Source organism: Psychroflexus planctonicus, assembly GCF_014640195.1.
In the GTDB taxonomy this organism is placed as follows: domain Bacteria; phylum Bacteroidota; class Bacteroidia; order Flavobacteriales; family Flavobacteriaceae; genus Psychroflexus; species Psychroflexus planctonicus.
Window position 1 is genome coordinate 18,311 of the sequence record NZ_BMGM01000007.1, and the last position, 23,455, is coordinate 41,765.

The 23,455-nt window shown below is 34.9% G+C and carries 27 protein-coding genes; 13 read left to right on the top strand and 14 right to left on the bottom strand.

Translation table 11 applies throughout. From position 1 onward, the window contains the following. Positions 1 to 100 precede the first annotated feature (100 nt). Positions 101 to 574, bottom strand: a complete 474-nt coding sequence (locus IEV72_RS08500; RefSeq protein WP_188458674.1) for a hypothetical protein — start codon at positions 572 to 574, stop codon at positions 101 to 103. Between the two features lie 69 nt (positions 575 to 643). Here IEV72_RS08500 and miaB point away from each other — a divergent pair, with 69 nt between their 5' ends. The 8 genes from miaB to IEV72_RS08540 all read left to right on the top strand — a co-directional run bounded on the left by miaB (position 644) and on the right by IEV72_RS08540 (position 8,787). Beyond that, a complete protein-coding gene (miaB, locus tag IEV72_RS08505) occupies positions 644 to 2,092 on the top strand; it encodes a tRNA (N6-isopentenyl adenosine(37)-C2)-methylthiotransferase MiaB (RefSeq protein ID WP_188458675.1) in 1,449 nt (482 codons plus the stop codon). 1 nt (position 2,093) lies between these two features. Further along, positions 2,094 to 3,371 carry a sigma-54 interaction domain-containing protein gene (locus tag IEV72_RS08510; RefSeq protein WP_188458676.1) on the top strand — a complete coding sequence of 426 codons (1,278 nt, stop codon included), beginning with the start codon at positions 2,094 to 2,096 and terminating at the stop codon, positions 3,369 to 3,371. Further along, entirely contained in the window at positions 3,361 to 3,870 is a 510-nt protein-coding gene (locus IEV72_RS08515) for an LptE family protein (RefSeq protein ID WP_188458677.1), read from the top strand. Before IEV72_RS08510 ends, IEV72_RS08515 begins: the two co-directional genes overlap by 11 nt. Then, entirely contained in the window at positions 3,870 to 4,664 is a 795-nt protein-coding gene (locus IEV72_RS08520; RefSeq protein WP_188458678.1) for a DUF8458 domain-containing protein, read from the top strand. Before IEV72_RS08515 ends, IEV72_RS08520 begins: the two co-directional genes overlap by 1 nt. After that, positions 4,664 to 4,990 carry a preprotein translocase subunit SecG gene (gene secG / locus IEV72_RS08525; RefSeq protein ID WP_188458679.1) on the top strand — a complete coding sequence of 109 codons (327 nt, stop codon included), beginning with the start codon at positions 4,664 to 4,666 and terminating at the stop codon, positions 4,988 to 4,990. Before IEV72_RS08520 ends, secG begins: the two co-directional genes overlap by 1 nt. A gap of 131 nt (positions 4,991 to 5,121) precedes the next feature. Beyond that, positions 5,122 to 5,397, top strand: a complete 276-nt coding sequence (locus IEV72_RS08530) for a co-chaperone GroES (protein WP_188458680.1) — start codon at positions 5,122 to 5,124, stop codon at positions 5,395 to 5,397. A gap of 32 nt (positions 5,398 to 5,429) precedes the next feature. Beyond that, complete coding sequence (gene groL, locus IEV72_RS08535) at positions 5,430 to 7,064, top strand: chaperonin GroEL (protein ID WP_188458681.1); 1,635 nt, start codon at positions 5,430 to 5,432, stop codon at positions 7,062 to 7,064. 238 nt (positions 7,065 to 7,302) lie between these two features. After that, complete coding sequence (locus tag IEV72_RS08540) at positions 7,303 to 8,787, top strand: S10 family peptidase (RefSeq protein WP_188458682.1); 1,485 nt, start codon at positions 7,303 to 7,305, stop codon at positions 8,785 to 8,787. A gap of 414 nt (positions 8,788 to 9,201) precedes the next feature. On the opposite strand, the gene hisS is transcribed toward IEV72_RS08540, so the two are convergent. The 12 genes from hisS to hpt all read right to left on the bottom strand — a co-directional run bounded on the left by hisS (position 9,202) and on the right by hpt (position 18,418). Next, entirely contained in the window at positions 9,202 to 10,584 is a 1,383-nt protein-coding gene (gene hisS, locus IEV72_RS08545) for a histidine--tRNA ligase (RefSeq protein ID WP_188458683.1), read from the bottom strand. 47 nt (positions 10,585 to 10,631) lie between these two features. Further along, on the bottom strand, positions 10,632 to 11,105 hold the full coding sequence (locus tag IEV72_RS08550; RefSeq protein WP_188458684.1) for a DUF6495 family protein: 474 nt from the start codon (positions 11,103 to 11,105) through the stop codon (positions 10,632 to 10,634). Between the two features lie 66 nt (positions 11,106 to 11,171). Continuing rightward, positions 11,172 to 11,624 (bottom strand): 50S ribosomal protein L9, encoded by a 453-nt coding sequence (rplI, locus tag IEV72_RS08555; protein WP_188458685.1) that lies wholly within the window; start codon positions 11,622 to 11,624, stop codon positions 11,172 to 11,174. A 13-nt stretch (positions 11,625 to 11,637) separates the two neighbouring features. Then, on the bottom strand, positions 11,638 to 11,934 hold the full coding sequence (gene rpsR, locus IEV72_RS08560) for a 30S ribosomal protein S18 (RefSeq protein ID WP_188458686.1): 297 nt from the start codon (positions 11,932 to 11,934) through the stop codon (positions 11,638 to 11,640). 2 nt (positions 11,935 to 11,936) lie between these two features. After that, positions 11,937 to 12,278, bottom strand: coding sequence for a 30S ribosomal protein S6 (rpsF, locus tag IEV72_RS08565; protein ID WP_188458687.1), 342 nt, complete (start codon positions 12,276 to 12,278; stop codon positions 11,937 to 11,939). A 406-nt stretch (positions 12,279 to 12,684) separates the two neighbouring features. Next, positions 12,685 to 14,040, bottom strand: a complete 1,356-nt coding sequence (locus IEV72_RS08570) for a UDP-N-acetylmuramate--L-alanine ligase (protein WP_188458688.1) — start codon at positions 14,038 to 14,040, stop codon at positions 12,685 to 12,687. Between the two features lie 69 nt (positions 14,041 to 14,109). Continuing rightward, the gene (locus tag IEV72_RS08575; RefSeq protein WP_188458689.1) at positions 14,110 to 14,847 is read right to left on the bottom strand and encodes a tetratricopeptide repeat protein; all 738 of its coding nucleotides are present in this window, start codon (positions 14,845 to 14,847) and stop codon (positions 14,110 to 14,112) included. Positions 14,848 to 14,859: 12 nt separating this feature from the next. Beyond that, entirely contained in the window at positions 14,860 to 15,432 is a 573-nt protein-coding gene (locus IEV72_RS08580; RefSeq protein WP_194428397.1) for a DUF4136 domain-containing protein, read from the bottom strand. Between the two features lie 88 nt (positions 15,433 to 15,520). After that, positions 15,521 to 16,060, bottom strand: coding sequence for a DUF4136 domain-containing protein (locus IEV72_RS08585; RefSeq protein ID WP_194428398.1), 540 nt, complete (start codon positions 16,058 to 16,060; stop codon positions 15,521 to 15,523). 85 nt (positions 16,061 to 16,145) lie between these two features. Then, on the bottom strand, positions 16,146 to 17,147 hold the full coding sequence (gene obgE, locus IEV72_RS08590) for a GTPase ObgE (RefSeq protein WP_188458859.1): 1,002 nt from the start codon (positions 17,145 to 17,147) through the stop codon (positions 16,146 to 16,148). A 163-nt stretch (positions 17,148 to 17,310) separates the two neighbouring features. Continuing rightward, positions 17,311 to 17,886 carry an adenylate kinase gene (locus IEV72_RS08595; RefSeq protein ID WP_188458692.1) on the bottom strand — a complete coding sequence of 192 codons (576 nt, stop codon included), beginning with the start codon at positions 17,884 to 17,886 and terminating at the stop codon, positions 17,311 to 17,313. Further along, positions 17,879 to 18,418: a hypoxanthine phosphoribosyltransferase gene (gene hpt, locus IEV72_RS08600; RefSeq protein ID WP_188458693.1), complete on the bottom strand. Its 540-nt coding sequence runs from the start codon at positions 18,416 to 18,418 to the stop codon at positions 17,879 to 17,881. Before hpt ends, IEV72_RS08595 begins: the two co-directional genes overlap by 8 nt. Before the next feature lie 205 nt (positions 18,419 to 18,623). Between hpt and fabD the strand changes: the two genes are divergently transcribed. From fabD to IEV72_RS08625, 5 genes are all read left to right on the top strand, one after another. Continuing rightward, on the top strand, positions 18,624 to 19,511 hold the full coding sequence (fabD, locus tag IEV72_RS08605) for an ACP S-malonyltransferase (protein ID WP_188458694.1): 888 nt from the start codon (positions 18,624 to 18,626) through the stop codon (positions 19,509 to 19,511). Between the two features lie 119 nt (positions 19,512 to 19,630). Beyond that, positions 19,631 to 19,777 (top strand): BCCT family transporter, encoded by a 147-nt coding sequence (locus tag IEV72_RS13660; RefSeq protein WP_262890029.1) that lies wholly within the window; start codon positions 19,631 to 19,633, stop codon positions 19,775 to 19,777. 71 nt (positions 19,778 to 19,848) lie between these two features. After that, positions 19,849 to 20,721 (top strand): hypothetical protein, encoded by an 873-nt coding sequence (locus tag IEV72_RS08615; RefSeq protein ID WP_188458695.1) that lies wholly within the window; start codon positions 19,849 to 19,851, stop codon positions 20,719 to 20,721. A gap of 115 nt (positions 20,722 to 20,836) precedes the next feature. Beyond that, positions 20,837 to 21,259 carry a hypothetical protein gene (locus tag IEV72_RS08620; RefSeq protein WP_188458696.1) on the top strand — a complete coding sequence of 141 codons (423 nt, stop codon included), beginning with the start codon at positions 20,837 to 20,839 and terminating at the stop codon, positions 21,257 to 21,259. A 34-nt stretch (positions 21,260 to 21,293) separates the two neighbouring features. Continuing rightward, positions 21,294 to 22,556: a BaiN/RdsA family NAD(P)/FAD-dependent oxidoreductase gene (locus IEV72_RS08625; protein WP_308420170.1), complete on the top strand. Its 1,263-nt coding sequence runs from the start codon at positions 21,294 to 21,296 to the stop codon at positions 22,554 to 22,556. 412 nt (positions 22,557 to 22,968) lie between these two features. Here the strand turns inward: IEV72_RS08625 and IEV72_RS08630 are convergent, their stop codons facing one another. Beyond that, positions 22,969 to 23,445 (bottom strand): TspO/MBR family protein, encoded by a 477-nt coding sequence (locus IEV72_RS08630; protein ID WP_188458697.1) that lies wholly within the window; start codon positions 23,443 to 23,445, stop codon positions 22,969 to 22,971. Positions 23,446 to 23,455 lie beyond the last annotated feature (10 nt).

The window sequence follows — 23,455 nt, forward strand, 5'->3', positions numbered from 1 at the left end:
CGAAAATGTTTCGTAATTAATTATGCTTTTATGGAAAGACCTTTTAAATTGAAAACCTAAGATGTTACTAGCTTTGAAGCATTTACATATCCTGTAATTTCTATTGAAATAAATTTTCTTTCGAAGCAATTTCCTGGTCTAATTGAAGCAAAAGAAATTGATTGAAAACTTGTACTAAGGTTTCTTTGTATAAGCCTAAAAATCGTTCTTTAAAAAAATGACTTTGTGCATTTACTCCTATAGTTAAAGTCCTTTGGTCTGAATTTTCATCAAAAATTCTAATCTCCTGTATAAAGGAAACATCTGCATCTGTATATTGAAAGATGATAATTTCGTCATCAATAGCTTCAACTAAAACTAAATCTGGGTGTGTTGCTGGATAGGTTTTGTTCAGGATTTCAATTAAAACAGCTTTATCTAAAGGAGTATCAATTTCATATTCATAGGTATATTTTTTCACAAAGAAATACCAAGAAACCAAAGTAATGATTCCGATGAATAACACAAATATGAGTTGATGTTGCTTTTTCAAATACTGTTTATTTAATTTATCAAAGGCTTCAAAAGTAAACATAAAACAAGATTGTTGAAGTGACACTTTGTCAGAAGTGCAAAACAAGGTATCTTTGCCAAAATTTTGAAGATGGAAAAGCTGATTGATGAAGCTGTACAAGGACAAGCTTTAAACCAAGCTACAGAAGAAAAAAACACGAAAAAACTGTATATAGAAAGTTACGGTTGCCAGATGAATTTTAGCGATAGCGAAATTGTGGCTTCTATACTTTCTAAAAATGGTTATAACACCACGCAAGAAATGAGTGAAGCCGATTTGGTTTTGGTCAATACTTGCTCAATTCGTGAAAAAGCAGAACAAACCGTACGCAAACGTTTGGAAAAATTCAATGCGGTAAAACGCGAACAACCTCATATGAAAGTTGGCGTTTTGGGGTGTATGGCAGAGCGATTGAAAGAAAAATTTCTGGAAGAAGAAAAAATAGTAGACTTAGTAGTTGGTCCCGATGCCTATAAAGATTTACCCAACTTACTAGGCGAAGTAGAAGAAGGCAGAAATGCAGTAAACGTAATTTTATCTAAAGAAGAAACCTATGGCGATGTTTCTCCTGTGCGTTTGCAAAGCAACGGTGTTTCTGCTTTTGTTTCAATTACCCGTGGTTGCGACAATATGTGTACGTTTTGCGTGGTTCCGTTTACCCGTGGAAGAGAACGCAGCCGTGACCCACAAAGTATTCTCGAAGAAGTAAAAGACCTTTGGGAAAAAGGCTTTAAAGAAATTACCTTACTTGGGCAAAATGTAGATTCTTATTTATGGTATGGCGGTGGATTGAAAAAAGACTTCAAAGATGCCAGCGAAATGCAAAAAGCTACTGCCGTAAATTTTGCGGCTTTATTGGAATTGGTGGCCAGAGCTGTTCCTAAAATGCGTATTCGTTTTTCTACTTCCAACCCACAAGACATGACTTTAGATGTGATTGATGTAATGGCGAAATTCCATAACATCTGCAATTATATTCATTTGCCGGTGCAAAGCGGAAGTGACCGAATTCTGAAAAAAATGAATCGTTTGCACACCCGAGCAGAATATTTTGATTTGATTGACAACATTAAAAAACGCATTCCCGATTGTGGAATTTCGCATGACATCATCACCGGTTTCCCCACCGAAACCGAAGCAGACCATAAAGATACGCTTACCTTATTGGAATATGTAAAATACGATTTCGGTTTTATGTTCGCTTATTCGGAACGACCAGGGACTTTGGCCGGCAGAAAATTTGAAGATGATATTCCTGAAGAAGTTAAAAAACGTAGACTAACGGAAATCATCAATCTACAGCAACGTCATGCTTTGTATCGAACCCAACAATATTTGGATCAAACGGTAGAAGTTTTGATTGAAAAAGAATCGAAAAAATCCGATCAGCATTGGGCTGGACGAAATACACAAAATACCATGGTGGTTTTTCCAAAAGAAAATTACCAAGTGGGCGACTATGTTATGGTAAAAATTGAAGATTGTACCAGTGCAACCTTAAAAGGAACTCCTGTTGGATATTCAACTATAATGCAGTAAAATGGAATCAGTTCAAGCCATCAAGCAACGTTTTGGCATTATTGGAAACAATATCGCACTCAACCGTTCCATCGAGAAAAGCATTCAAGTTGCACCGACGGATATTTCGGTTTTAGTTTCTGGAGAAAGTGGTGTAGGTAAAGAAAGTTTGCCGAAAATCATCCATTCGCTTTCGCATCGAAAACACAACAAATACATTGCTGTAAACTGTGGCGCCATTCCTGAAGGCACGATAGATTCAGAATTATTTGGCCACGAAAAAGGAGCTTTTACAGGAGCTTCACAAGCACGAGATGGCTATTTTCAAGTAGCTGATGGCGGCACTATTTTTTTAGACGAAGTCGGAGAGCTTCCACTAACCACCCAAGTGCGATTGCTGCGGGTGTTGGAAAACGGCGAATTTATAAGAGTAGGTTCTTCAAAAGTGCAAAAAACCAATGTGCGTATTGTGGCAGCGACCAATGTAAATATGCATGAAGCCATTCAGAAAAATAAATTTCGAGAAGATTTATACTACCGTTTAAGTACGATTGAAATTCATTTGCCACCGCTTCGCGACCGAAAAGACGACATTCATTTATTGTTTAGGAAATTTGCTTCTGATTTTGCTACCAAGTACAAAATGCCAACGGTAAGATTAACTTCTTCCGCTCAACAAATGTTGGAAAATTGCCACTGGCCAGGAAACATCAGGCAATTGAAAAACGTAGCAGAACAGATTTCCGTTTTAGAAAAAGAACGCGAATTAGATGCCGATCGATTGCGAGAATACATTCCTAAAACCAGTAATTTACCATCGGTAATTAAAGCTGAAAAAGCCAAGAACGATTTTAGCAACGAACGTGAAATTTTATACAAAGTGCTTTTTGATATGAAGAGCGATTTGAACGATTTGAAAAAATTGACGTTGGAATTGCTCAGCAATGGAAATACCGAAAAAGTAAAAGACGAGCAGGAAAACCTGATCAAAAAAATATACGGCAAGACTAAGGAAAGTCAAGATACCGAAGACGATTTTGATGAACGTCTAGAAGTTTTACAAATTCCTGAAAAAAGTTCTATTGAAGAAGATGAAGATGAAATCTCCATTGAAAGAGCTTCATCTTACGATTTTGCTGAAGATGTGGAAGAAGAAGAAACCTTATCTTTACAAGAAAAGGAAGTGGAATTGATAAAAAAATCCCTAGAACGCTACCACGGAAAAAGAAAACCCGCTGCAGAAGAATTAGGCATTAGCGAGCGAACTCTGTACCGAAAAATCAAACAATATGACTTATAGAAGCCTTTATTTTTGCAGTTTACTTTTAACTATTTTGAGCTTCACATCATGTAAATATTATGGATTTACAGGTGCAGATGTAGGCAATGCCGAAACCTATCAAGTCAATTTCTTTCAAAATGAAGCACCCTTAATAGAACCTGGAATTGATCGTGACTTCACCTTACAATTGCAAGATTTAATTCAGAATCAAACCAAATTATCGCTAGCTAGTTCAGGTGCAGATTTAATTTACGAAGGTGAAATTGTGCAATATTACGTAGCACCCATGACCGCTACTAGCGATAGTAGAGCTGCTGAAAACCGTTTAACCATTGCTGTAAACGTAAGGTACTACAACACCTTAGAGCCAGAAAAAGATTTTGAACAAAAATTTTCTTTTTATTTTGATTATGGTGCAAATGAGCAACTGATTGGCCCTGTAAAGGATCAAGCCATAGAAGAAATATTTACGAGAATTACACAGGATATATTCAATGCTTCGTTAACCAATTGGTAATGGAAAAAAGCAAACAAATTAATCAAGTATTGCAGCAGCCAAAATTATTAGCTAATTTGGATGCATATACTTTACAAAACTGGGTAAAAGAATATCCTTATTTTCAAGCCTTGCAATGTGTTTATTTGAAAAAGCTATTCATAAACGATAGTTTTCAATACAATATGCAACTGAAAAAAACGGCTGCTACAACTGGAAATCGTTCAATTTTATTCGACTTTATTACATCAAAGGAATTTGCTCAACAAGAAATAGCAGATCAAATCAGGGAACAGCAGGGCCAATTTGAAGATAATGAAGATTTTGGGTTAGGCATCACAGCAACCGAAGCAAAAGAAATTGCAGACCCCGATTTGTTTGTTCCAAAGCCAAAAAACAGTAAGGCATTAAATTTTTCTGAAGATGAAAAACACAGTTTTCATCAATGGCTTCAACTTACACAAGTTAAACCTGTCCAAAGAAAAGTTGAAAAGTCTGAAAACAAACAAAAAGAAGAAAAGGAAGCTGAAAAATCCGTTTCAAATCCAAAAATGGATAAAGTTGATTCCTTTTTGAAGAACAATCCAAAAATAAAACCAACCAAAAACTATTCGCCTAAAAAAGAAATAAAACTTAAAACATCCCCGTCAACTCAACTCATGACGGAAACCTTAGCGCGAGTTTACGAAGAACAAAAAGCTTACGAAAAAGCAATTCAAGCATATAAAATATTAATTTTGAATAATCCCGAAAAAAATAGTTTCTTTGCAACCCAAATTGAACGACTAGAACAACTTTTAGAAAACAATATATAATGAGTACATTTTCCATATTTTTAGTTTTAATCCTAATTGTAGCCTTTTTATTAATTGTAACCATAATGGTACAAAACCCTAAAGGTGGTGGATTATCTTCGTCTTTTGGCGGCGGCGGAAATCAGCAAGTAGGTGGTGTGAAGCAGACATCAGATTTCTTAGATAAGAGTACTTGGGTTTTAGCAACCTTGCTTTTAGTTTTAATTTTATTATCTAACGTTACCATCATGAAATCTGATGGCGGCAACAAACTTATTGATGGATACGAGCAAAATACTGAAATACCAGAATCGCAATCAATTCCACCAATGCAAGAAGAAGAATAGTTTCCATCTAAAATATAGTAAAAATGCCAGCTTATGACAAGCTGGCATTTTTTTTTGATCAATGTCAGCATTTTGATATTGGCACACTTTTCGAAAAGGATGTAGTTGTCAAACTTTAAAACATATATAAAATGGCAGTAAATATTAAACCATTAGCAGACCGTGTGCTTATCGAGCCACAAGCAGCCGAAACAAAAACTGCATCTGGAATTATTATTCCCGAAACCGCTAAAGAAAAACCACAAAAAGGTAAAGTTGTGGCAGTTGGTAATGGAAAAAAAGATTATGAAATGACCGTAAAAGAAGGAGATATGGTTCTTTACGGAAAATATTCAGGAACTGAATTAAAGCTTGAAGGAACAGATTATTTAATGATGCGTGAAGACGACATCTTAGGAATTATCTAGAAATTATTGTTGAACATTAAAACCAAATAAAAATGGCAAAAGATATTAAATACAATTTAGAAGCAAGAGACGGAATTAAACGTGGCGTTGATGCTTTGGCTAATGCAGTAAAAGTAACTTTAGGACCTAAAGGAAGAAATGTAATTATTTCTAAATCTTTTGGCGCTCCAACTGTAACTAAAGATGGTGTTAGCGTTGCAAAAGAAATTGAATTGAAAGACCCACATGAAAACATGGGGGCACAAATGGTAAAAGAAGTAGCATCAAAAACCAACGATTTAGCTGGTGATGGAACTACAACGGCAACAGTTTTAGCACAAGCTATTGTAAAAGAAGGCTTGAAAAACGTAGCCGCTGGTGCTAATCCAATGGAATTGAAAAAAGGAATTGATAAGTCTGTTGAAGCAATCACCAAATTTTTGGCAGATCAAGCTGAAGCTGTTGGAGATTCTTCCGATAAAATTAAGCAAGTAGCTTCTATTTCTGCTAACAACGATGAGCATATTGGTGAGTTAATTGCTGAAGCCTTCGGAAAAGTAGGAAAAGAAGGTGTAATTACGGTTGAAGAAGCCAAAGGAACTGAAACGTATGTTGACGTTGTTGAAGGTATGCAATTTGACCGCGGTTATTTATCTCCATATTTCGTGACAGATAGCGAAAAAATGGTAGCGGAATTAGAAAATCCACAAATCTTGATTGTAGACAAGAAAATTACTGCAATGAAAGATTTGCTTCCTATTTTAGAGCCTGCCGCTCAAAGCGGAAAGCCACTTTTAATTATCGCTGAAGATATTGAAGGGGAAGCTTTAGCTACTTTAGTAGTAAACAAATTACGTGGTTCTTTAAAAATTGCTGCTGTTAAAGCTCCAGGTTTTGGAGACCGTAGAAAAGCAATGTTAGAAGATATCGCTATCCTAACTGGTGGAACCGTAATTTCTGAAGAGCGTGGATTCACTTTAGAAAATGCTACAATAGATATGCTAGGTCAAGCTGAAAACATTAGCATTGATAAAGACAACACAACTATTGTTAATGGTGCTGGCGATAAAGACAACATCAAAAATAGAGTAAATCAGATTAAATCTCAAGTAGAATCTACTACAAGCGATTACGACAAAGAAAAACTGCAAGAACGTTTAGCTAAATTAGCTGGTGGCGTTGCAGTACTTTATGTTGGAGCCGCTTCAGAAGTAGAAATGAAAGAGAAAAAAGACCGTGTAGACGATGCACTTCACGCAACTAGAGCTGCCGTAGAAGAAGGAATTGTAGCTGGTGGTGGAGTTGCTTTAGTTCGCTCTATTGAAGCTTTAAAAGGCTTAAAAGCGGAAACTCCAGATGAAGAAACAGGAATTCAATTGGTAGCCAAAGCCATCGAGTCTCCATTGCGTACTATTGTTGAAAATGCAGGTGGCGAAGGTTCGGTTGTAATTAACAAAGTAAGAGAAGGCAAAAAAGGCTACGATGCCAAATCTGGAACTTATGTAGATATGCTTAAAGCTGGTATCATCGATCCGAAGAAAGTAACTCGTGTAGCATTAGAAAATGCAGCTTCAGTTGCCGGAATGATATTAACTACAGAATGTGCGTTAATTGACCTACCTGAAGAAAATGAAGGTGGCGGTGGCGGAATGCCTCCAATGGGTGGCGGAATGCCAGGCATGATGTAAAATAAACATCAGTTATAAATATAAAATCCGTTGCAGTAATTGTAACGGATTTTTTTTTAATCACTTTGAAGCTGTCATTCCTTGCAAACGATAGCGCGATAAGGCTTCAATCAGGGTTAGAACTTTGAATTTCAATTCAGATTTATCATCACAATAGAACTATTTCATAAAAATCGATACTTCGCTAGATATGTAAATCAAAAAACTTATTTTTAAACCAATTCAAAAAATGCTCAAAATGAAAAATATTTTCACGCTTATTCTATTGACAATTTCGCTTATTGGAAATGCACAAATAATAGATTTTAATCCAGATGAACCTAGCATTACAAAACATGAAGTTAAAATCAACGGGAAATCTATAGATTATACCGCAGAAGTTGGAATGCAAGAAGTATATAACGATGACGATAAAACATCTGCTTTTTTGCTATACACCTATTATTCCAGACCCAATTTAAAAAACGATGTCAATCGGCCTTTGGTGGTTTCATTTAATGGTGGACCTGGCTCAGCTTCAGTTTGGATGCATTTAGCCTACACTGGTCCTAGAGTTTTGAATATTGACGATGAAGGTTATCCAGTTCAACCCTATGGAGTAAAAGAAAATCCGCATAGCATTTTAGATATTGCGGATATTGTTTATATAAATCCTGTAAACACAGGCTATTCTAGACCCATAAAAGATGAAGATGGAAAATTTGATAAAAAAGAATTTTTTGGTGTAAATGAAGACATTACTTATCTAGCTAAATGGATCAACGATTTTGTAAGTCGAAAAGACAAGTGGAGAAATCCTAAATACCTCATCGGTGAAAGCTATGGAACAACTCGCGTTTCTGGTTTAGCAAACCGATTACAAAACAATCATTGGATGTACATCAACGGAGTAATTCTAGTTTCTCCAACCGAATTAGGCATAGAAAGAAACGGACCAGTTGAAGTGGCTAATCGTTTACCCTATTTTGCTGCTGCCGCTTGGTATCATAATCAATTGGATGCACAATTTCAAAATATGCCTATTCAGGATTATTTAGATGAAGTTGAAAAATTCACTATTGAAAAACTAACTCCTGCTATGGTAAAAGGTGGTTTTTTAAATCCTGATGAAAAGCAAAAAATGGCCATGCAAATGGAAGAATATAGCAGTGTTTCAGCTGAAGTATTTTTACAACATAATTTAGAATTACCTTATAATTATTTTTGGAAAGAATTACTTCGTGATGAAGGTTTTACAGTAGGCAGGTTAGATTCACGTTACAAAGGTTTAGACGAAAAAGAAGCAGGTGGAAGTCCAGATTACAATGCAGAACTTACTTCTTGGTTGCATTCATTTACGCCTGCAGTGAACCATTATTTTAAACACGATTTAAAATTTGAAACCCGAAATGCATACAATATGTTTGGCAATGTGTATCCTTGGGACAGAACAAAAAACAACAACACAGGAAAGCAGTTGAGACAAGCTATGGCGCAAAACCCAAGTATGGAAGTAATGATACAATCAGGTTATTTTGATGGTGCTACAACCTACTTCAATGCAAAATACACCATGTGGCATATTGATGAAAGCGGTAAACTGAAAGATAGATTACATTTTAAAACCTACGAAAGCGGACACATGATGTACTTACGTAAAGAAGACCTAAAATCGGCTAATGAAGATATAAGGAAATTTATACTAAATAACATTCCAAAAGAAGGTGAAGCGATTAAGTATTAGTTGCATATAATATAAAACCTTAACTTGTATAAGTCGAACCCTTCGGCTTTGCTCAGGATAAACTAAAGGCGATGAACACTCACATCTCGACTCCGCTCGATGCTGAAACATTGATAAAGATGTTACTTTATATTAAATGAAATTTTCCAAAGCTATGCGAAGTTTGAAACTTCGCATTCTATTTTATTAAAAGTGTAGCCTAAAAAATGGTACAATTGAAAAAGCGAAGTCTCAGACTTCGCTAAGCAAAGCTCTTCGACTTTGCCCAAGATAAACTAAAAACGATGAACACTCACATCTCGACTCCGCTCGATGCTGAAACATAGATAAAATGTTACTGCGCTCGATTTCTTTAACAAAGATAAGAAATGTCGCTTGCCTAAAAATGAAATCTTAAATTTCTGAAGGTCTATTTTAAGCAAACTTATCTGCTAATCGTTGTGCAATTTGGTTTAGGTTTAACTCAAATTGTTCACCTGATTGCATGTTTTTTAAAGTGAAAACTTCTTTTTGCATTTCGGCTTCACCGGCTAAAATTACGTAGGGAATATTGCGTTTGTTGGCAAAATTCATCTGCTTTTTCATCTTGGCTGCATCGGGATACAAATCGACAGAAAAACCTTTTTTTCTAAGTTTGCTCACTGCTTTTAATGCATACAAAGCTTCATTTTTACCAAAGTTGATGAATAAGATTTGTGTACCTTCTGTGATGGTTTTGGGGAATAAATCAAGTTCTTCTAGCACCAAGTAAATTCGGTCTAAACCAAAAGAAATTCCTACACCAGACATGTCTTTTAAACCAAAAATTCCAGTAAGATCATCATATCTTCCACCGCCACCAATCGAACCCATTTTTACTTCTTCAGGTGCAGAAACTTCAAAAATACAACCGGTATAATAATTTAAGCCACGTGCTAGGGTAATGTTTAAGCTAAGTTGTGCGGTTTGCAACGGCATTTCTTTGATGCAGTTACTAATAAATTGCAATTCTTGAATTCCTTGTAAACCTACTTCTGAATCAGAAAGCAGTTGTGATAAATCCTGTAACTGATGATCAAAGTCGCCTGAAAATTCAAATACGGGAGCTAATTTTTGGATGGCTTCTTGGCTGATTCCTTTTTCCAACATTTCTTTTTCAACTCCTGCCCTACCGATTTTGTCTAATTTATCTAAGGCTACCGTAAAATCGATAAGTTTATCGGTTTCGCCAATAACTTCAGCTAAGCCCGAAAGCACTTTTCTGTTGTTGATGTTGATACTTACTCCATTGAGTCCTAAACTAGAAAAAACCGCATCGTATAATTGAATAAATTCTACTTCTTGCCAAAGGCTTTTGCTTCCAATCACATCGGCATCGCATTGGTAAAATTCTCTAAACCTTCCTTTTTGTGGCCGATCTGCTCGCCAAACCGGTTGAATTTGATAGCGTTTAAAAGGAAAATCAATTTCATTTTGGTGTTGCACTACATAGCGTGCAAACGGAACGGTTAGATCGTAACGTAGTGACTTTTCTGTAATTTGTTGTGCAAGTGAATTGGAATCTTTTGCCTGATAAGCCTCATCTTTCACTTTAGCTAAAAAGTCACCAGAATTGAGAATTTTAAAAATCAATCGGTCGCCTTCATCTCCATATTTTCCTAATAAAGTAGAATTGTTTTCAAAACTAGGGGTTTCGATAGGCTGAAATCCAAAATTAGAAAAGTGATGACTAATCTGCTGAATAATGTAGTTTCGTTTTGCTACTTCTTCAGGTGAAAAATCACGTGTTCCTTTTGGTAATCCTGGTTTTTGAGCCATTTTAATCGCGAGTTTTAAGTGTTACAAATATAACTAAGTTAGGAAATTTAAGCGTGAACCAATCTTTCAAAATAAAGATACAATTCGCCTTTGGTAATTCTTGCTCCTTGCTTAATCAAGGCAAAAATATCTTTGTTTCGGTCTTCAGTAATGGGTTTTTCTGAAGTGTATAAATCTACATCATCGTTCATTAAATTTTGCTTCAACCAATCGTATCCTTCTGTAGTTTGTAAATCTACTGCTGGGTTATTTACTTTTATACCAATTAAGTGAATGAATTGGTCATCAAAGTAAAACAGAAATATTTGTTGTGGAGAAAAATGTTCGATGAATTCTACTTTATTTAATACTCCTTCCCAAACTAAGTCGCTGAATAAATCTAATTCTTCTTCAGCTACTTTGGGTTTTTCTTGTTTAATTTTTGTCCACTCATCTTTTGTAATTTGTTGTGTGGCTAAAAATTTAGCGAATTCTTCATGCAATTCTTCCAATTGCTCTCGGGTTAAACGCTCGTATTTCATAAGATAATTTTTTGTAATAAAAAAGCCTACCCAAAATGAGTAGGCTTAGCTATATATCTGTATTGCTTAAGCTTCAGCTACTACGTCGAAAGTGAAATCTTTTATCACTTCTCTGTGGAAACGAAGTTTAGCTTCATACTGACCTAAACGCTTGATGTTACCACCCAAAATACTGATGTATTTTTTATCGATAGTTACATCGTGTTTAGCTAGTGCTTCACTTAAGTCTCCAGCTGTAATGCTACCAAACAATTTATCATCACCTCCAGCTTTGGCTGTGATTTTAAGTTCTTGAACTTCTTCTAGTTTTGCTGCTTCTTTTTTAGCTTCATCTACCACTTTTTGCTCTTTGTAAGCACGTTGTTTTAAATTTTCTGCTAATACTTTACGAGCTGAAGGAGTTGCTAATACTGCCAATTTTTGCGGAATTAGATAGTTACGACCGTAACCGTTTTTAACTTCTACAACATCGTCGGCAAATCCTAATTTATCTACGTCTTTTCTTAATATAACTTCCATAATTATTTGCCTTTTATTTTAATAAATCGCCTACGTATGGCATTAATGCTAAGTGACGTGCTCTTTTTATAGCAACAGAAACTTTACGTTGGTATTTTAATGAAGTTCCAGTAAGTCTTCTAGGAAGGATTTTACCTTGCTCATTTACAAATTCCATTAAAAAATCTGGGTTTTTGTAATCAACATATTTAATTCCTGCGCGTTTAAAACGGCAAAAGCGTTTTTTAGATTTCGTCTCAATATCTAGGGGCGTTAAATAACGAATTTGCCCGTCGTTTTTTTCTTTTGATTGCTCTTCAATTGTTGCCATAACTACTTGCTTCCTTGTTTGATTCGTTTAACTCGTTCTACAGCCCATTCTGCTGCATACTTATCTAACTTAACCGTTAAATAACGCATTATGCGCTCGTCTCTGCGGAACATAACTTCTAGCGGATCAATTGCTTCTCCGTCTACTTGGTACTCAAATAAGTGGTAAAAACCACTTTTCTTGTGCTGGATTGGGTAAGCTAATTTTTTTAAGCCCCAATCTTCTTTGTTTTGCATCTTGGCACCTTTGGAGGTAAGAAAATCTTCGAATTTCTTCACTGTTTCCTTTATCTGGTCTTCAGATAAAACGGGATTCAAGATGAAAACAGTTTCATAATGATTCATAATTCTACGTTTAATTTAATGAAGCGCAAAATTACGATATTATTCTGATATACCAAAAATGATTTTATGAAGTAAATTATACATAATCCGTCTCTTAGAATAAGATGCCGTTTATCGGATTTTGGCGTTTATAGCATGAGCGATTTTATTGAATTGCTTTACTACGGGATTACAAAGCTTGTTTAGCTAGAGATACTTACAGCGTCAGCATGAACTTAGGAAGTTGACACAGGGAAGTTTAGGGATGCGAAGTTGCAAAATTCGCATAGCGTTTAAACAGAATACAAATACTTTAGCAGCATTAAAACTTACGACTAACAGATGCCGCATCTAAGTGCGGCATGACAGTTCTTGAAGGCATTTTAGATTGATAGGTTATTTAGGTTTCCGGTTGAAACTCTTTATTTTATTGAACCCATTTTTTTACTTCATTAAAATCCATTCCGCCATAATTGCCGCTGCTCATTAATAATAGAACGTCATTTTGAAAATGTTTTGCTTTTAGGAAACTCTGAAATTCTTCAGGGTTGGTAAATACTTTTAAATCATTTCTACCAAAGGCATCGAAAATTTGTTGTTCGTTTATTTTTTGCAGTTTTTTAATTTGAATGGCTTGGGGTGAATAGAAGACCACCGCTTCATCTGCTTTATTTAAAGCATTTTTATATTCTTTTAAAAACTCAGCGCTTAAACTACTGTAGGTGTGCAGCTCTAAACAAGCAATTACATTGCGATTGACGTATTGTGCTTTTACTGCATTTGTGGTAGCTTGTACTTTTGATGGGCTATGCGCATAATCTTTGTACACCACAGCTTTACTTGTAGATGCAATTTGTTCTAAACGTTTGGAAGCTCCTTTAAAGGATGCAATAGCTTCATAGAAATCTTCTTCGTCTATTCCCATGTGTTGGCAAATCCATTTGGCGCCGGCTAAATTTTGTAAATTGTGTTTTCCAAAAACTTCTAGCGGCATGGGTCCTTCTGGCGTTTCTAAATAAGTTACGCCATCTTCTATAGTGAATTCTGGAGTTTTATAAGCATGTTTTCTCGTGGGCTTGGTAGCTTCGATAGCTATTTTATTTACATCTTGGTCTTCTTCGTTGTACACTAAAGTACTTCCGTTGGTCATGGATTCGACAAAGATTTTAAATTGCTCTACGTAATTTTGAATTGTAGGAAAGACATTGATGTGATCCCACGCAATTCCACTAATCAATGCGATATTGGGTTGATACCAATGGAATTTTGGTCTGCGGTCTATGGGAGATGATAAATACTCATCGCCTTCTAATAAAATAAAATCGTTTTCTTTGGTGAGATGCACCATGGTATCAAAACCTTCTAATTGCGCACCAACCATAAAATCTACTTCCCGATCGTGGTAATGCAAGACATGAAGAATCATAGATGTAATGGTAGTCTTGCCATGCGAACCACCAATAACCACACGTGTTTTGTATTTGGATTGTTCGTAAATAAATTCTGGATAAGAATAAATTTTGAGTCCTATTTCTTGTGCTTTTAGCAATTCCGGATTATCTGCTTTGGCGTGCATTCCTAAAATAATAGCATCTATTTCTGATGAAATCTGTTCAGGAAACCAACCCATTTTTTCAGGTAATAAGCCGTGTTTTGCTAGTCTAGATTTAGATGGTTCAAAAATTTCGTCATCGCTTCCTGAAATAGCATAGCCTTTGTGATGTAATGCTAGTGCTAAGTTGTGCATTGCACTTCCACCTATGGCAATAAAATGAATTCTCATGTATTTTGTTTTGAAAGTTCAAATATACTTAGATATTCAAGGAAAGTAAAAGCATCTTGAAAAATATCACTAGGATCGAAGCTCTTCTAGCTTTTTCTTGAACTGTTCTTTTTGAGTAATTTTATAAGCCTTACGTAGTGTAGTTTTTACTTCTTCAATTTTATTTTGTTGAAGTTGAACATCTATTAATTTTTGAAATGCAGTTTCAGATTGACCAACTTCAACGGCTTTTTTATAATGTTTTTCGGCATCTGACCAATTTTCATCGTAAGCTTCAATAAAACCAAAAGCCAGGTGTCCATCTATTGGGCTAATCTCCAACAATTCTTCTGCATACTTTTCTGCTGTAGATTTGCTGCCACCAACAACAAAGGGCAATTCCATATAAATTTGAACTAATGCCCAACGTGCATCAATATGGTTTGCATCTAATTCTATTGCTTTTTTTAGGTAAAATTTAATGTCGCTGATGTAGTTAACCGCTTTCAACGGATTCAAGTTTTTAGCGTAAAGCCCTAAACTTCCTCCATATAAAAAATTATATTCTGCATTATTTGGATAATTTTGAACTAATCTCTCGTATACATCTGAAGCTTTTTCCCAGTTTTCAAGTTTTGCATAAGATTTACCTAAATTATATTGGGCATTTTGGTTTTTTGGATTGTTTTTTAAACAAAGTTGGAAGCTTCTAATAGCAGTTTTATAATTTTCATTGTTATACTGCTCATCTCCTAAGCTACAATTATCTTGGCTCCAAGAGTGGATTGAAAACAACATGATAAGAAAAAAGAAAACTATTTTTTTCATTGTATTGAAATCTTATTGATTGGAGGTCTTAGCATCTTGATCAGCTTTCTCTTGTGGCGATTCTTCTTCTTTTGCATTAGGAGAATCTTCAGGTTTGGGAGGGTATTTTTCTAAAGCAGTTTTTACTAGCTCTTTATAGTATTCAATTCTTTCTTCTTTAGACATGTATCTTGGCACTCTTCGCTCTACAACTGCCTGCCAAAAAAGCTCACTAGTTAATGCATCTGCAAAGCTGATTGTTAGTGCCATGTAAGGAACATCGTTATTAAACATAGCATAACCTTCACTGGTTACAATTGGATTTTCTACATCAAAAAAATCGACATAAAAGTCTACACTAAATTTTGAAATAACTTTACTTTCAATGCCTTTAGCCTGAAGGTTATTTTCAATAAAACCCATTATTGTATCTTCTTCAGCAACATTCAAAATAGTTTCTGGAGCAAAAAAATTATAAGATGTGTATTCATCAAAATTTACTTGTTCGTCGTAGTCTACATATGCAATGGGCGCTGAACATGCAAACAACAAAGAAGCAACAGCTAACAAAAAAACTATTTTATTGGAATTCACTTTCTTCAACATTTAAATTAACAAATTAAAAATACGATTATTCTAATTTGCAAATGAAGCTTTAAAGCAAAATTGTGAAATTTCTATTTAGATGCAGCTACTATTTATAAATATCATTATTAACTAAGTCTCCATTTACTTCTGAATTATCTTCTTCTTTTGGTGGGTATTGCTCTAGGGCTTCATTTACAAGCTCTCGAAAATATTTAAATTTTTTTTCCTTAGAAATATATCTCGTTGTTCTTCTTTCAACAACAGCTTGCCAGAAAAGCTCATTAGTAAGTGTATCAGAAAAATTGATAGTTATAGACATGTAGTTGACATTATTGCTAAATGAAGAATTATCATTTGCGCTAACAGCAGAGTTTCCTACTTCAAAAAATTCCACATAAAAATCTACACTAAATTTAGAAAAAGTACTACTATTAAAGCCTTTAGATCTCAGGTTATTTTCAATTAACAGCATTAAAATATCTTCTTCAGCTGGATTTAAAATAGTTTCTGTCGCGTAAAAATTAAATGAACTATACTCAGTAAAATCAACTTTTTCATCGTAATCTACATACGTCATTGGTGTTATGCATGAAAGTAAAAAAGAAATTAAAACTAAATATGTTATTTTTCTAGACCAACTTACCAAAACGAATTTTTTAAATTTATCTAGCTAAAAATACAATTATTCATATACGAAGAGTATATTTTTAAAAAATATTGTGAAATTTCTATTACTTATTCAGATTTGTCCACAACAAATCTTTAAGTTGATCTAGACCTTGTTGTGCAACGGAAGAAATAAAAACAAACTGTATATTTTTAAAAGTCTCTTTTAATTCTGAGTTTAATTCTGCTTTTAATTCATCATCCAGTAAATCTGATTTAGAAATAGCAATCAAGCGGTCTTTATCTAGTAATTCTGGATTATATCTGCGTAATTCATCTAACAAAATATCGTATTCTTTACGCAAGTCTTTAGCATCGGCAGGAATTAAAAACAACAAGGTAGAATTTCGTTCAATATGTCGTAAAAAACGATGTCCAAGTCCACGACCTTCTGCGGCTCCTTCTATAATTCCAGGTATATCAGCCATGACAAAGGTTTTTAAATCTCTGTATTGCACAATTCCTAAATTGGGTTTTAAGGTAGTAAATTCGTAGTCTGCAATTTTGGGTTTTGCTGCAGTAACAACGGAGAGCAAGGTAGATTTTCCAGCATTAGGAAAACCAACTAAACCTACATCTGCTAAAATTTTCAGTTCTAAAGTAACATCAATTTCTTGCCCTTCTATACCGGGTTGAGCATAACGTGGAGTTTGGTTAGTTGAAGACTTAAAATGCGCGTTGCCTTTTCCGCCTTTTCCACCTTGAGCAGCGATAAACTCTTCGCCGTCTTGAGTAATTTCTTTTAAAATTTCGTTGGTTTTAGTGTCTCGTATAACCGTTCCTAATGGCACTTCAATAAATTGATCTTCTCCATCGGCACCAGTACTGGTTTGTTTTCCGCCAGCGCCACCATGCGTAGCCTTAATGTGCCGTTTGAATTTCAGATGAAATAAAGTCCAAAGGTTTTTGTCGCCTTTAATGATAATATGACCACCTCGACCACCATCGCCTCCATCGGGACCGCCTTTAGGAATATATTTTTCTCTTCTTAAATGGGTTGAGCCTTTCCCGCCATCACCCGATTTTAGGTGGATTTTTATGTAATCTACAAAATTGCCTTCGGTCATTGTTTTTAATAATTTATTTGAAGTACACTCAAAAACACTTCTTTGTTGATTGTCGATTTTTGTCCCTTTCATAAAAGGAAAAATCAAAGAAAATCAGATGCTCTTTAAGGTTAGAGACAAAACTGGTTTTCAACACAATGCAATTTTGATTTATGTAGTGTACTTATAGTTTGTTCATTACTTCACTAATTCGAGAAGTAATATCTTCAATACTTCCAACGCCATCAATTCCGAAGAATTTATCTTGGGCTTGGTAATAGTCTTTTAAGATAGCTGTTTCGTTATAATATACTTTTATTCTGTTGCGAATTACATCTTCATCTGCATCGTCTTTCCTGCCTGATGTTTTTCCGCGTTCTAAAAGTCGTTGCACCAAGACTTCATCGTCAACTTCTAAAGCAATCATGGCGTTTACTTGGGTGTTTTTTTCTTCTAATAATGCATCTAAGGCTTTTGCTTGTGCTTCAGTTCTGGGAAAACCATCAAAGATAAATCCATTTGATTTTGCTAAATTTTTATCTACTTCTTTAGCCAACATATCTATGGTTACTTCGTCAGGTACTAAAGCACCTTGATCTATATAAGATTTTGCTTTTTTTCCAAGTTCAGTTTCGTTTTTAATATTGTAACGAAACACATCGCCTGTAGAAATGTGTATTAAGTTATACTTGTCTTTAATAATGTCTGCTTGTGTTCCTTTCCCTGCCCCAGGCGGGCCAAATAAAACAATATTAGTCATTTTGTGCTTCTTTTAATTGATATATTTCTGGTAAATTTCTACCCAATCCGTTATAGTCTAAGCCATAGCCCACAATAAATTTGTTGGGTATAGCCATGCCAACGTAATTGATTTCAAGGTCTTTATCGTACACTTCGGGTTTCAAAAACAAACTGCAGAAAGCTAAAGATTTTAAATTTTTAGTTTGAAGCAATTCATTTATCTTAACCAAAGTATTTCCAGTATCTACAATGTCTTCTACTACAATTACATGCCGATTAGTTAAGTCAGAAAAATCTAAATCAATTTTTACTTCGCCGGTAGAGGATGTTCCTTCGTAGGATTTCATCTTGACAAACTCTACTTCGCAACTTGCATTAAAATTTTGAAGCAAATCGGATAAAAACATGAAAGCACCATTCAAAACGCCAACAAAAATTGGATTTTTATCCTGATAATCAGCCACCAAACTCGATGCTAAAGTTTGAACAGTTTCTTGAATCTCTTCTGAAGAAAGATAAGGCTGAAATTGTAAGTCGTGTAATTGAATCATTTGTAAAATAAGTGCAAATATAAGTAAATCAACTAGTTTTTTGATGCTTATGGATTTGTATTTTAATCTTACTTGCGATATTGTCTTTTAGAGTAGAATTAACTGTTCGAAGAAAAATAATTATTGATTTTTCAAAAATACACCCGATGAGCAAGGCTAAATGAATAAACTCGTTAACTTTGCTTTTGTAAAAATTGAACAAAATATGAAAGCATACGTATTTCCTGGGCAAGGCGCCCAATATTCAGGAATGGGTTTAGATTTATACGAAAAATCCCACCAAGCCCAAGAATTATTCGAAAATGCCAATAAAATTTTAGGCTTCAACATTACTGATATCATGTTTGAAGGTAGCGCTGAAGATTTAAAACAAACTAAAGTTACCCAGCCAGCTATTTTTTTACATTCGGTAATATTAAGCAAAGTATTGGGCGAAAGTTTTCAACCCGATATGGTAGCTGGTCATTCGTTAGGTGAATTTTCCGCTTTAGTGGCTAACCAAACATTGGCTTTTGAAGATGCCCTAAAACTAGTTTACAAACGCGCTTTAGCTATGCAGAAAGCTTGTGAAAAACAACCTTCGACCATGGCTGCTGTTCTTGGCTTAGAAGATCAAGTGGTTGAACAAATTTGCGCACAAGTTTCAGGAATTGTTGTTCCTGCAAATTACAACTGCCCGGGACAATTGGTTATTTCTGGAGAAGTAAAAGCAGTAGAAGAAGCCTGCGAATTACTAAAAGAACAAGGGGCAAAACGAGCTTTAATTTTACCTGTTGGTGGTGCATTTCATTCGCCTTTAATGGAACCGGCAAGAGAAGAATTGGCAAAAGCAATTGCTGCAACAGATTTTAAAAATCCAATTTGTCCGATTTATCAGAATGTGAGCACAACGGCAGTCAATGATGCAGCGGCAATTCAAGAAAATCTAATTGCTCAATTAACAGCACCGGTAAAATGGACGCAAAGCATGCAGCAAATGATAGCCGATGGCATGACCCAATACATTGAAGTTGGCCCAGGTAAAGTTTTGCAAGGTTTATTGAAAAAGGTAGATAGAAACCTAGAAACGATGAGTGCTGAAATTCCAGCATAGTCATATTCAACATATGATTCATTTGGCTTTAAAGTTTCGTTAATAGAAACCTTGAAGCCTTTTTTTATTTTTCTATAAATGTTTTTATTTGTTTTTAAAAAAACAAAGGCGGCATTGCCATTGTATTATTAGTAGGCGGTGGCTTAACGGCTCTGCAATCTGCTTCCATTTCAACAGGCTTCCTTTTTGCTATTATTTTAATATTCGTAAGCATATCACTTTTGAAAATTTTAAAGAAAGATGACCAATTAAAAAATTCAACTTAAGTAGAATTGTAAAACACCTATCTATTCTTTAAGCTGAATTGTTTTATAATTATCTTGCAAAAAAACAATTTATGGCATTTGCAAAAGCAATAATCCGTCAAGTTGGAAGAGATTTAGGGAAGGTTATCAGTAACCAACTTTTTAGAGACAGTCATTCTACTCCGTATCGAAGAGTTGGCCGTCGAAATAGGGTGAGCATTCAACAGACTAGCCAAATTCCAACTCAACCAACACAAACACAAACACAAACTGAAGAACTCACTTCAGCAGCATTCGATAAAGCCATTGGTTTTGCAACCACCTTCACAGCTCCTACCATGGTTCGAAAATTAATGGGAGTTTATGAAGTGATTAATAATGAAATTTTTAAAGCAAAAAAAGATGGTTTTATAGATAGCGAAGAAGCCAAACTCATCTTTACAATGGAACAAGAATTTCATCATAAAGCTGAAATCATAGCTGATTTATTAGAGTTAGATGAAGCAGAAAATGAGAAACATTTAGAAAAACTTGAAAAAGTAGTACGACTCACTTCGGGCTTATTTCATGAAACTTTAAACTTAGCTATTAAAGGAGCCGAAATTGAAAAACAACACTACCTCGAGCAACAACGAAAGATTCAACCTATAGAATTTGGCAATTACATAGGTTTACATTTTATTTTAATGGGCACCTATGCCAAAACAGGCAAAAAACAATTGTGGAAAACCATACTTGGCAATCTGGTTTCCGTTTTTTTAATGTTCTTTTTTTATGTTCCCTTACTCAATTTAGCAGGTTTAGTGCAAGGATTAGTAACTTATGCATCAGAAAAATCAGGTAGAGATGTAAAAATAAATATTCTTCAACAAGAAATTGACTTGGCTGAAAAACAAAAAGGTTTGTACAAACAAGTTATACAAGAAACCGAAAACTTAGCAAAAGATCTTGATGGACATGAATAATGCTACTTCCAAATATAATTGATGCATTATAGATTACTTTATAAATATGAAAATTATGATAAACAATATATCAACTCTTTTAGACAAAAAAAGAGTAAAAAACAGAGTCTTCTTTATGATATGGCTATGTCTGTTTGCATTAATTTCATGTGATAGTGATGATGACAACAACACAAATTATGCAGGAAACTGCGATTTCAACACCTTGATTAGTGCTGACTTATTTGCTAATGCGCCTGATGACCCACTCAGTATCACTAATTTTGAAATAAATGAAAACTGTTTGGTGTTAGAATTGAGTTCAAGTGGTTGCGATGGCAATACTTGGGAAGTTCAACTTATCGACTCCGACCAACTTTTAGAATCTTTTCCAGTGCAAAGAAACATCCGATTGTCTTTACAAAACATGGAACTCTGTGATGCCGTTATTTCAAAAACCTTTAGCTTTGACCTTACTGAATTGCAAGTACCAGAATCAAATCAAGTCAATTTAAACTTGACCAATTCTGGTGATCAAATCCTGTATGAATATGAATAATGCTACTAAAATCAGCATTTAAAAAATTAATTATTTGAAAGACGTTCTCATCATCGGCGGTGGCGCTGCGGGTTTTTTTACCGCCATTAATTGTGCACAGCAAAATCCTAACTTAAACATTTGCATTCTCGAAAAATCAAAAAACTTGCTGAGCAAGGTAAAAGTTTCTGGTGGCGGAAGATGCAACGTAACCCATGCAGAATTTGACCCTACCGAACTTGCTAAGAATTATCCACGCGGACACAAAGAATTGCGCGGACCTTTTCATCAATTTGCTACTGGCGATATGATGGCATGGTTAGCCGAAGAAAACGTGCCTTTAAAAATTGAAGAAGACGGTAGAATTTTCCCAGAAAGCGATTCGTCTCAAACTATTATCGATTTATTTTTAAATGCTTGCCATAAATTCAACATCGAAATAAAAACCCAATGTGGGGTTGAAGATTTTCACTTAACCGAAGAAAAGCTTTGGAAAGTAAAAACTAAAAATGAAGCTTTTTTAGCTAAACACCTTGTTTTTGCTTCGGGAAGCAGTACAAAAATATGGAAACTTTTAGCCCAAAAAAACTACAGCATTATAAATCCTGTTCCTTCCTTATTTACCTTCAACATCAAAGGTGCCTTAATTCAAAACCTAGCAGGAATAAGTTGGGAAACCGCAGTAGAAATAGTAGATGAGCAAAAAAACATTTCAAAAAAACAATTGCAAAATTTACAATCTTCAGGTCCCATGTTAATTACGCATTGGGGTTTAAGCGGACCTTGCATTTTAAAACTTTCAGCTTGGGGAGCGCGAAGCTTTCATCAACTCAATTATCAATTTCAATTGAAAGTAAATTGGTTGCCTAATTTATCGGAAGATGAAGTTACCGCGCAAATGCTTCAACAGAAAAATACGCATCCTAAACAACAATTAGCCGCCAATCCGTTGTTTGGATTTCCAAAACGACTTTGGCATAGTTTTGTAAATCAAAGTGGAATTTCAGCCGAAAGTAAATGGGCAGACCTTTCTAAAAAAGAAATGCGCACATTGCAGAATTTGCTCACCAAATGCATCTTTTCAGTAAACGGAAAAAGCACCTTTAAAGAAGAATTTGTTACCGCTGGTGGAGTAGATTTAAAACAAATTAACTTTAAGGAATTCAGCAGCAAGCTTCACCCCAATTTGTATTTTGCTGGCGAAGTACTCAACATCGATGCCGTTACAGGCGGTTTCAATTTTCAAAATGCTTGGACAGGCGGTTATGTAATTGCTAAAAGTATTGTAACTAAAAAAAGTGAAAATTCCCCATTTTAATTTTCCCTTGAGGGAAATGCCATAAGGCAATGGGTGTTTTTATTAAATTTAAAATCTATTTACACCCTTCTCTAATCTTCCCTTGCTTCGACTTTGCTCAGCACAAGCCAGGGAAGAAGTTTTGTCTCTTTCTGTTCATAATTTTCCCTTAAAAGAAATGCAGAAGCAATGAGTATAATTCTAAAAATTCCCCACCTTAATTTTCCCTTGAGGGAAATGCCGTAAGGTAATAGGTGTATAAAAAAACACCCATTTAATCCCATCAAGGGGAAAGTTGCAAGAGTTTCATCACTTAAAAGATGGTTAGGGTGGTTGCTTTTTTCATATTTATATGATCACTGCATTTTATATCTAACTCAGATTTTTAATACTTTTAAGAAATCATATAAACGCTCTAAAAATAGGAAATCATTTAGTTCAATCGCCAGATTTCAAAATTAAGCACACTGGCAAATAATACCCAAAGTAAATACGGGATGAGCAAATAAGCCGCAATGGGTTTTACAATTTTAAACCACTTTATAGTAAGTACAATAAAAATTAGTAGAGCTGCAATTACCAACAGGGCGTAAAATGGAGCATGTAAGCCAAAGAAAACAACCGACCAAGTCAAGTTTAAAATCAATTGAAAACCAAAATGATACATGGCTGTTTTTACCCAAGAATGATAGGTTCCTTTTGCCCAGACAAGACCAAAGGCAATTCCCATTAAAATATATAATGCTGTCCAAACCGGTCCAAATAGCCAATTGGGTGGATTAAAACTGGGTTTATTCAGCGTAGTATACCAATCGTTTACGCTACTTTGAGTAGCAATAGCTCCCAAAAAACCAACTACCAAACAAATTAAAACGCCAATACCAATGCGGGTGAGTAATTTTTTCTTCATGTGCTGCTTT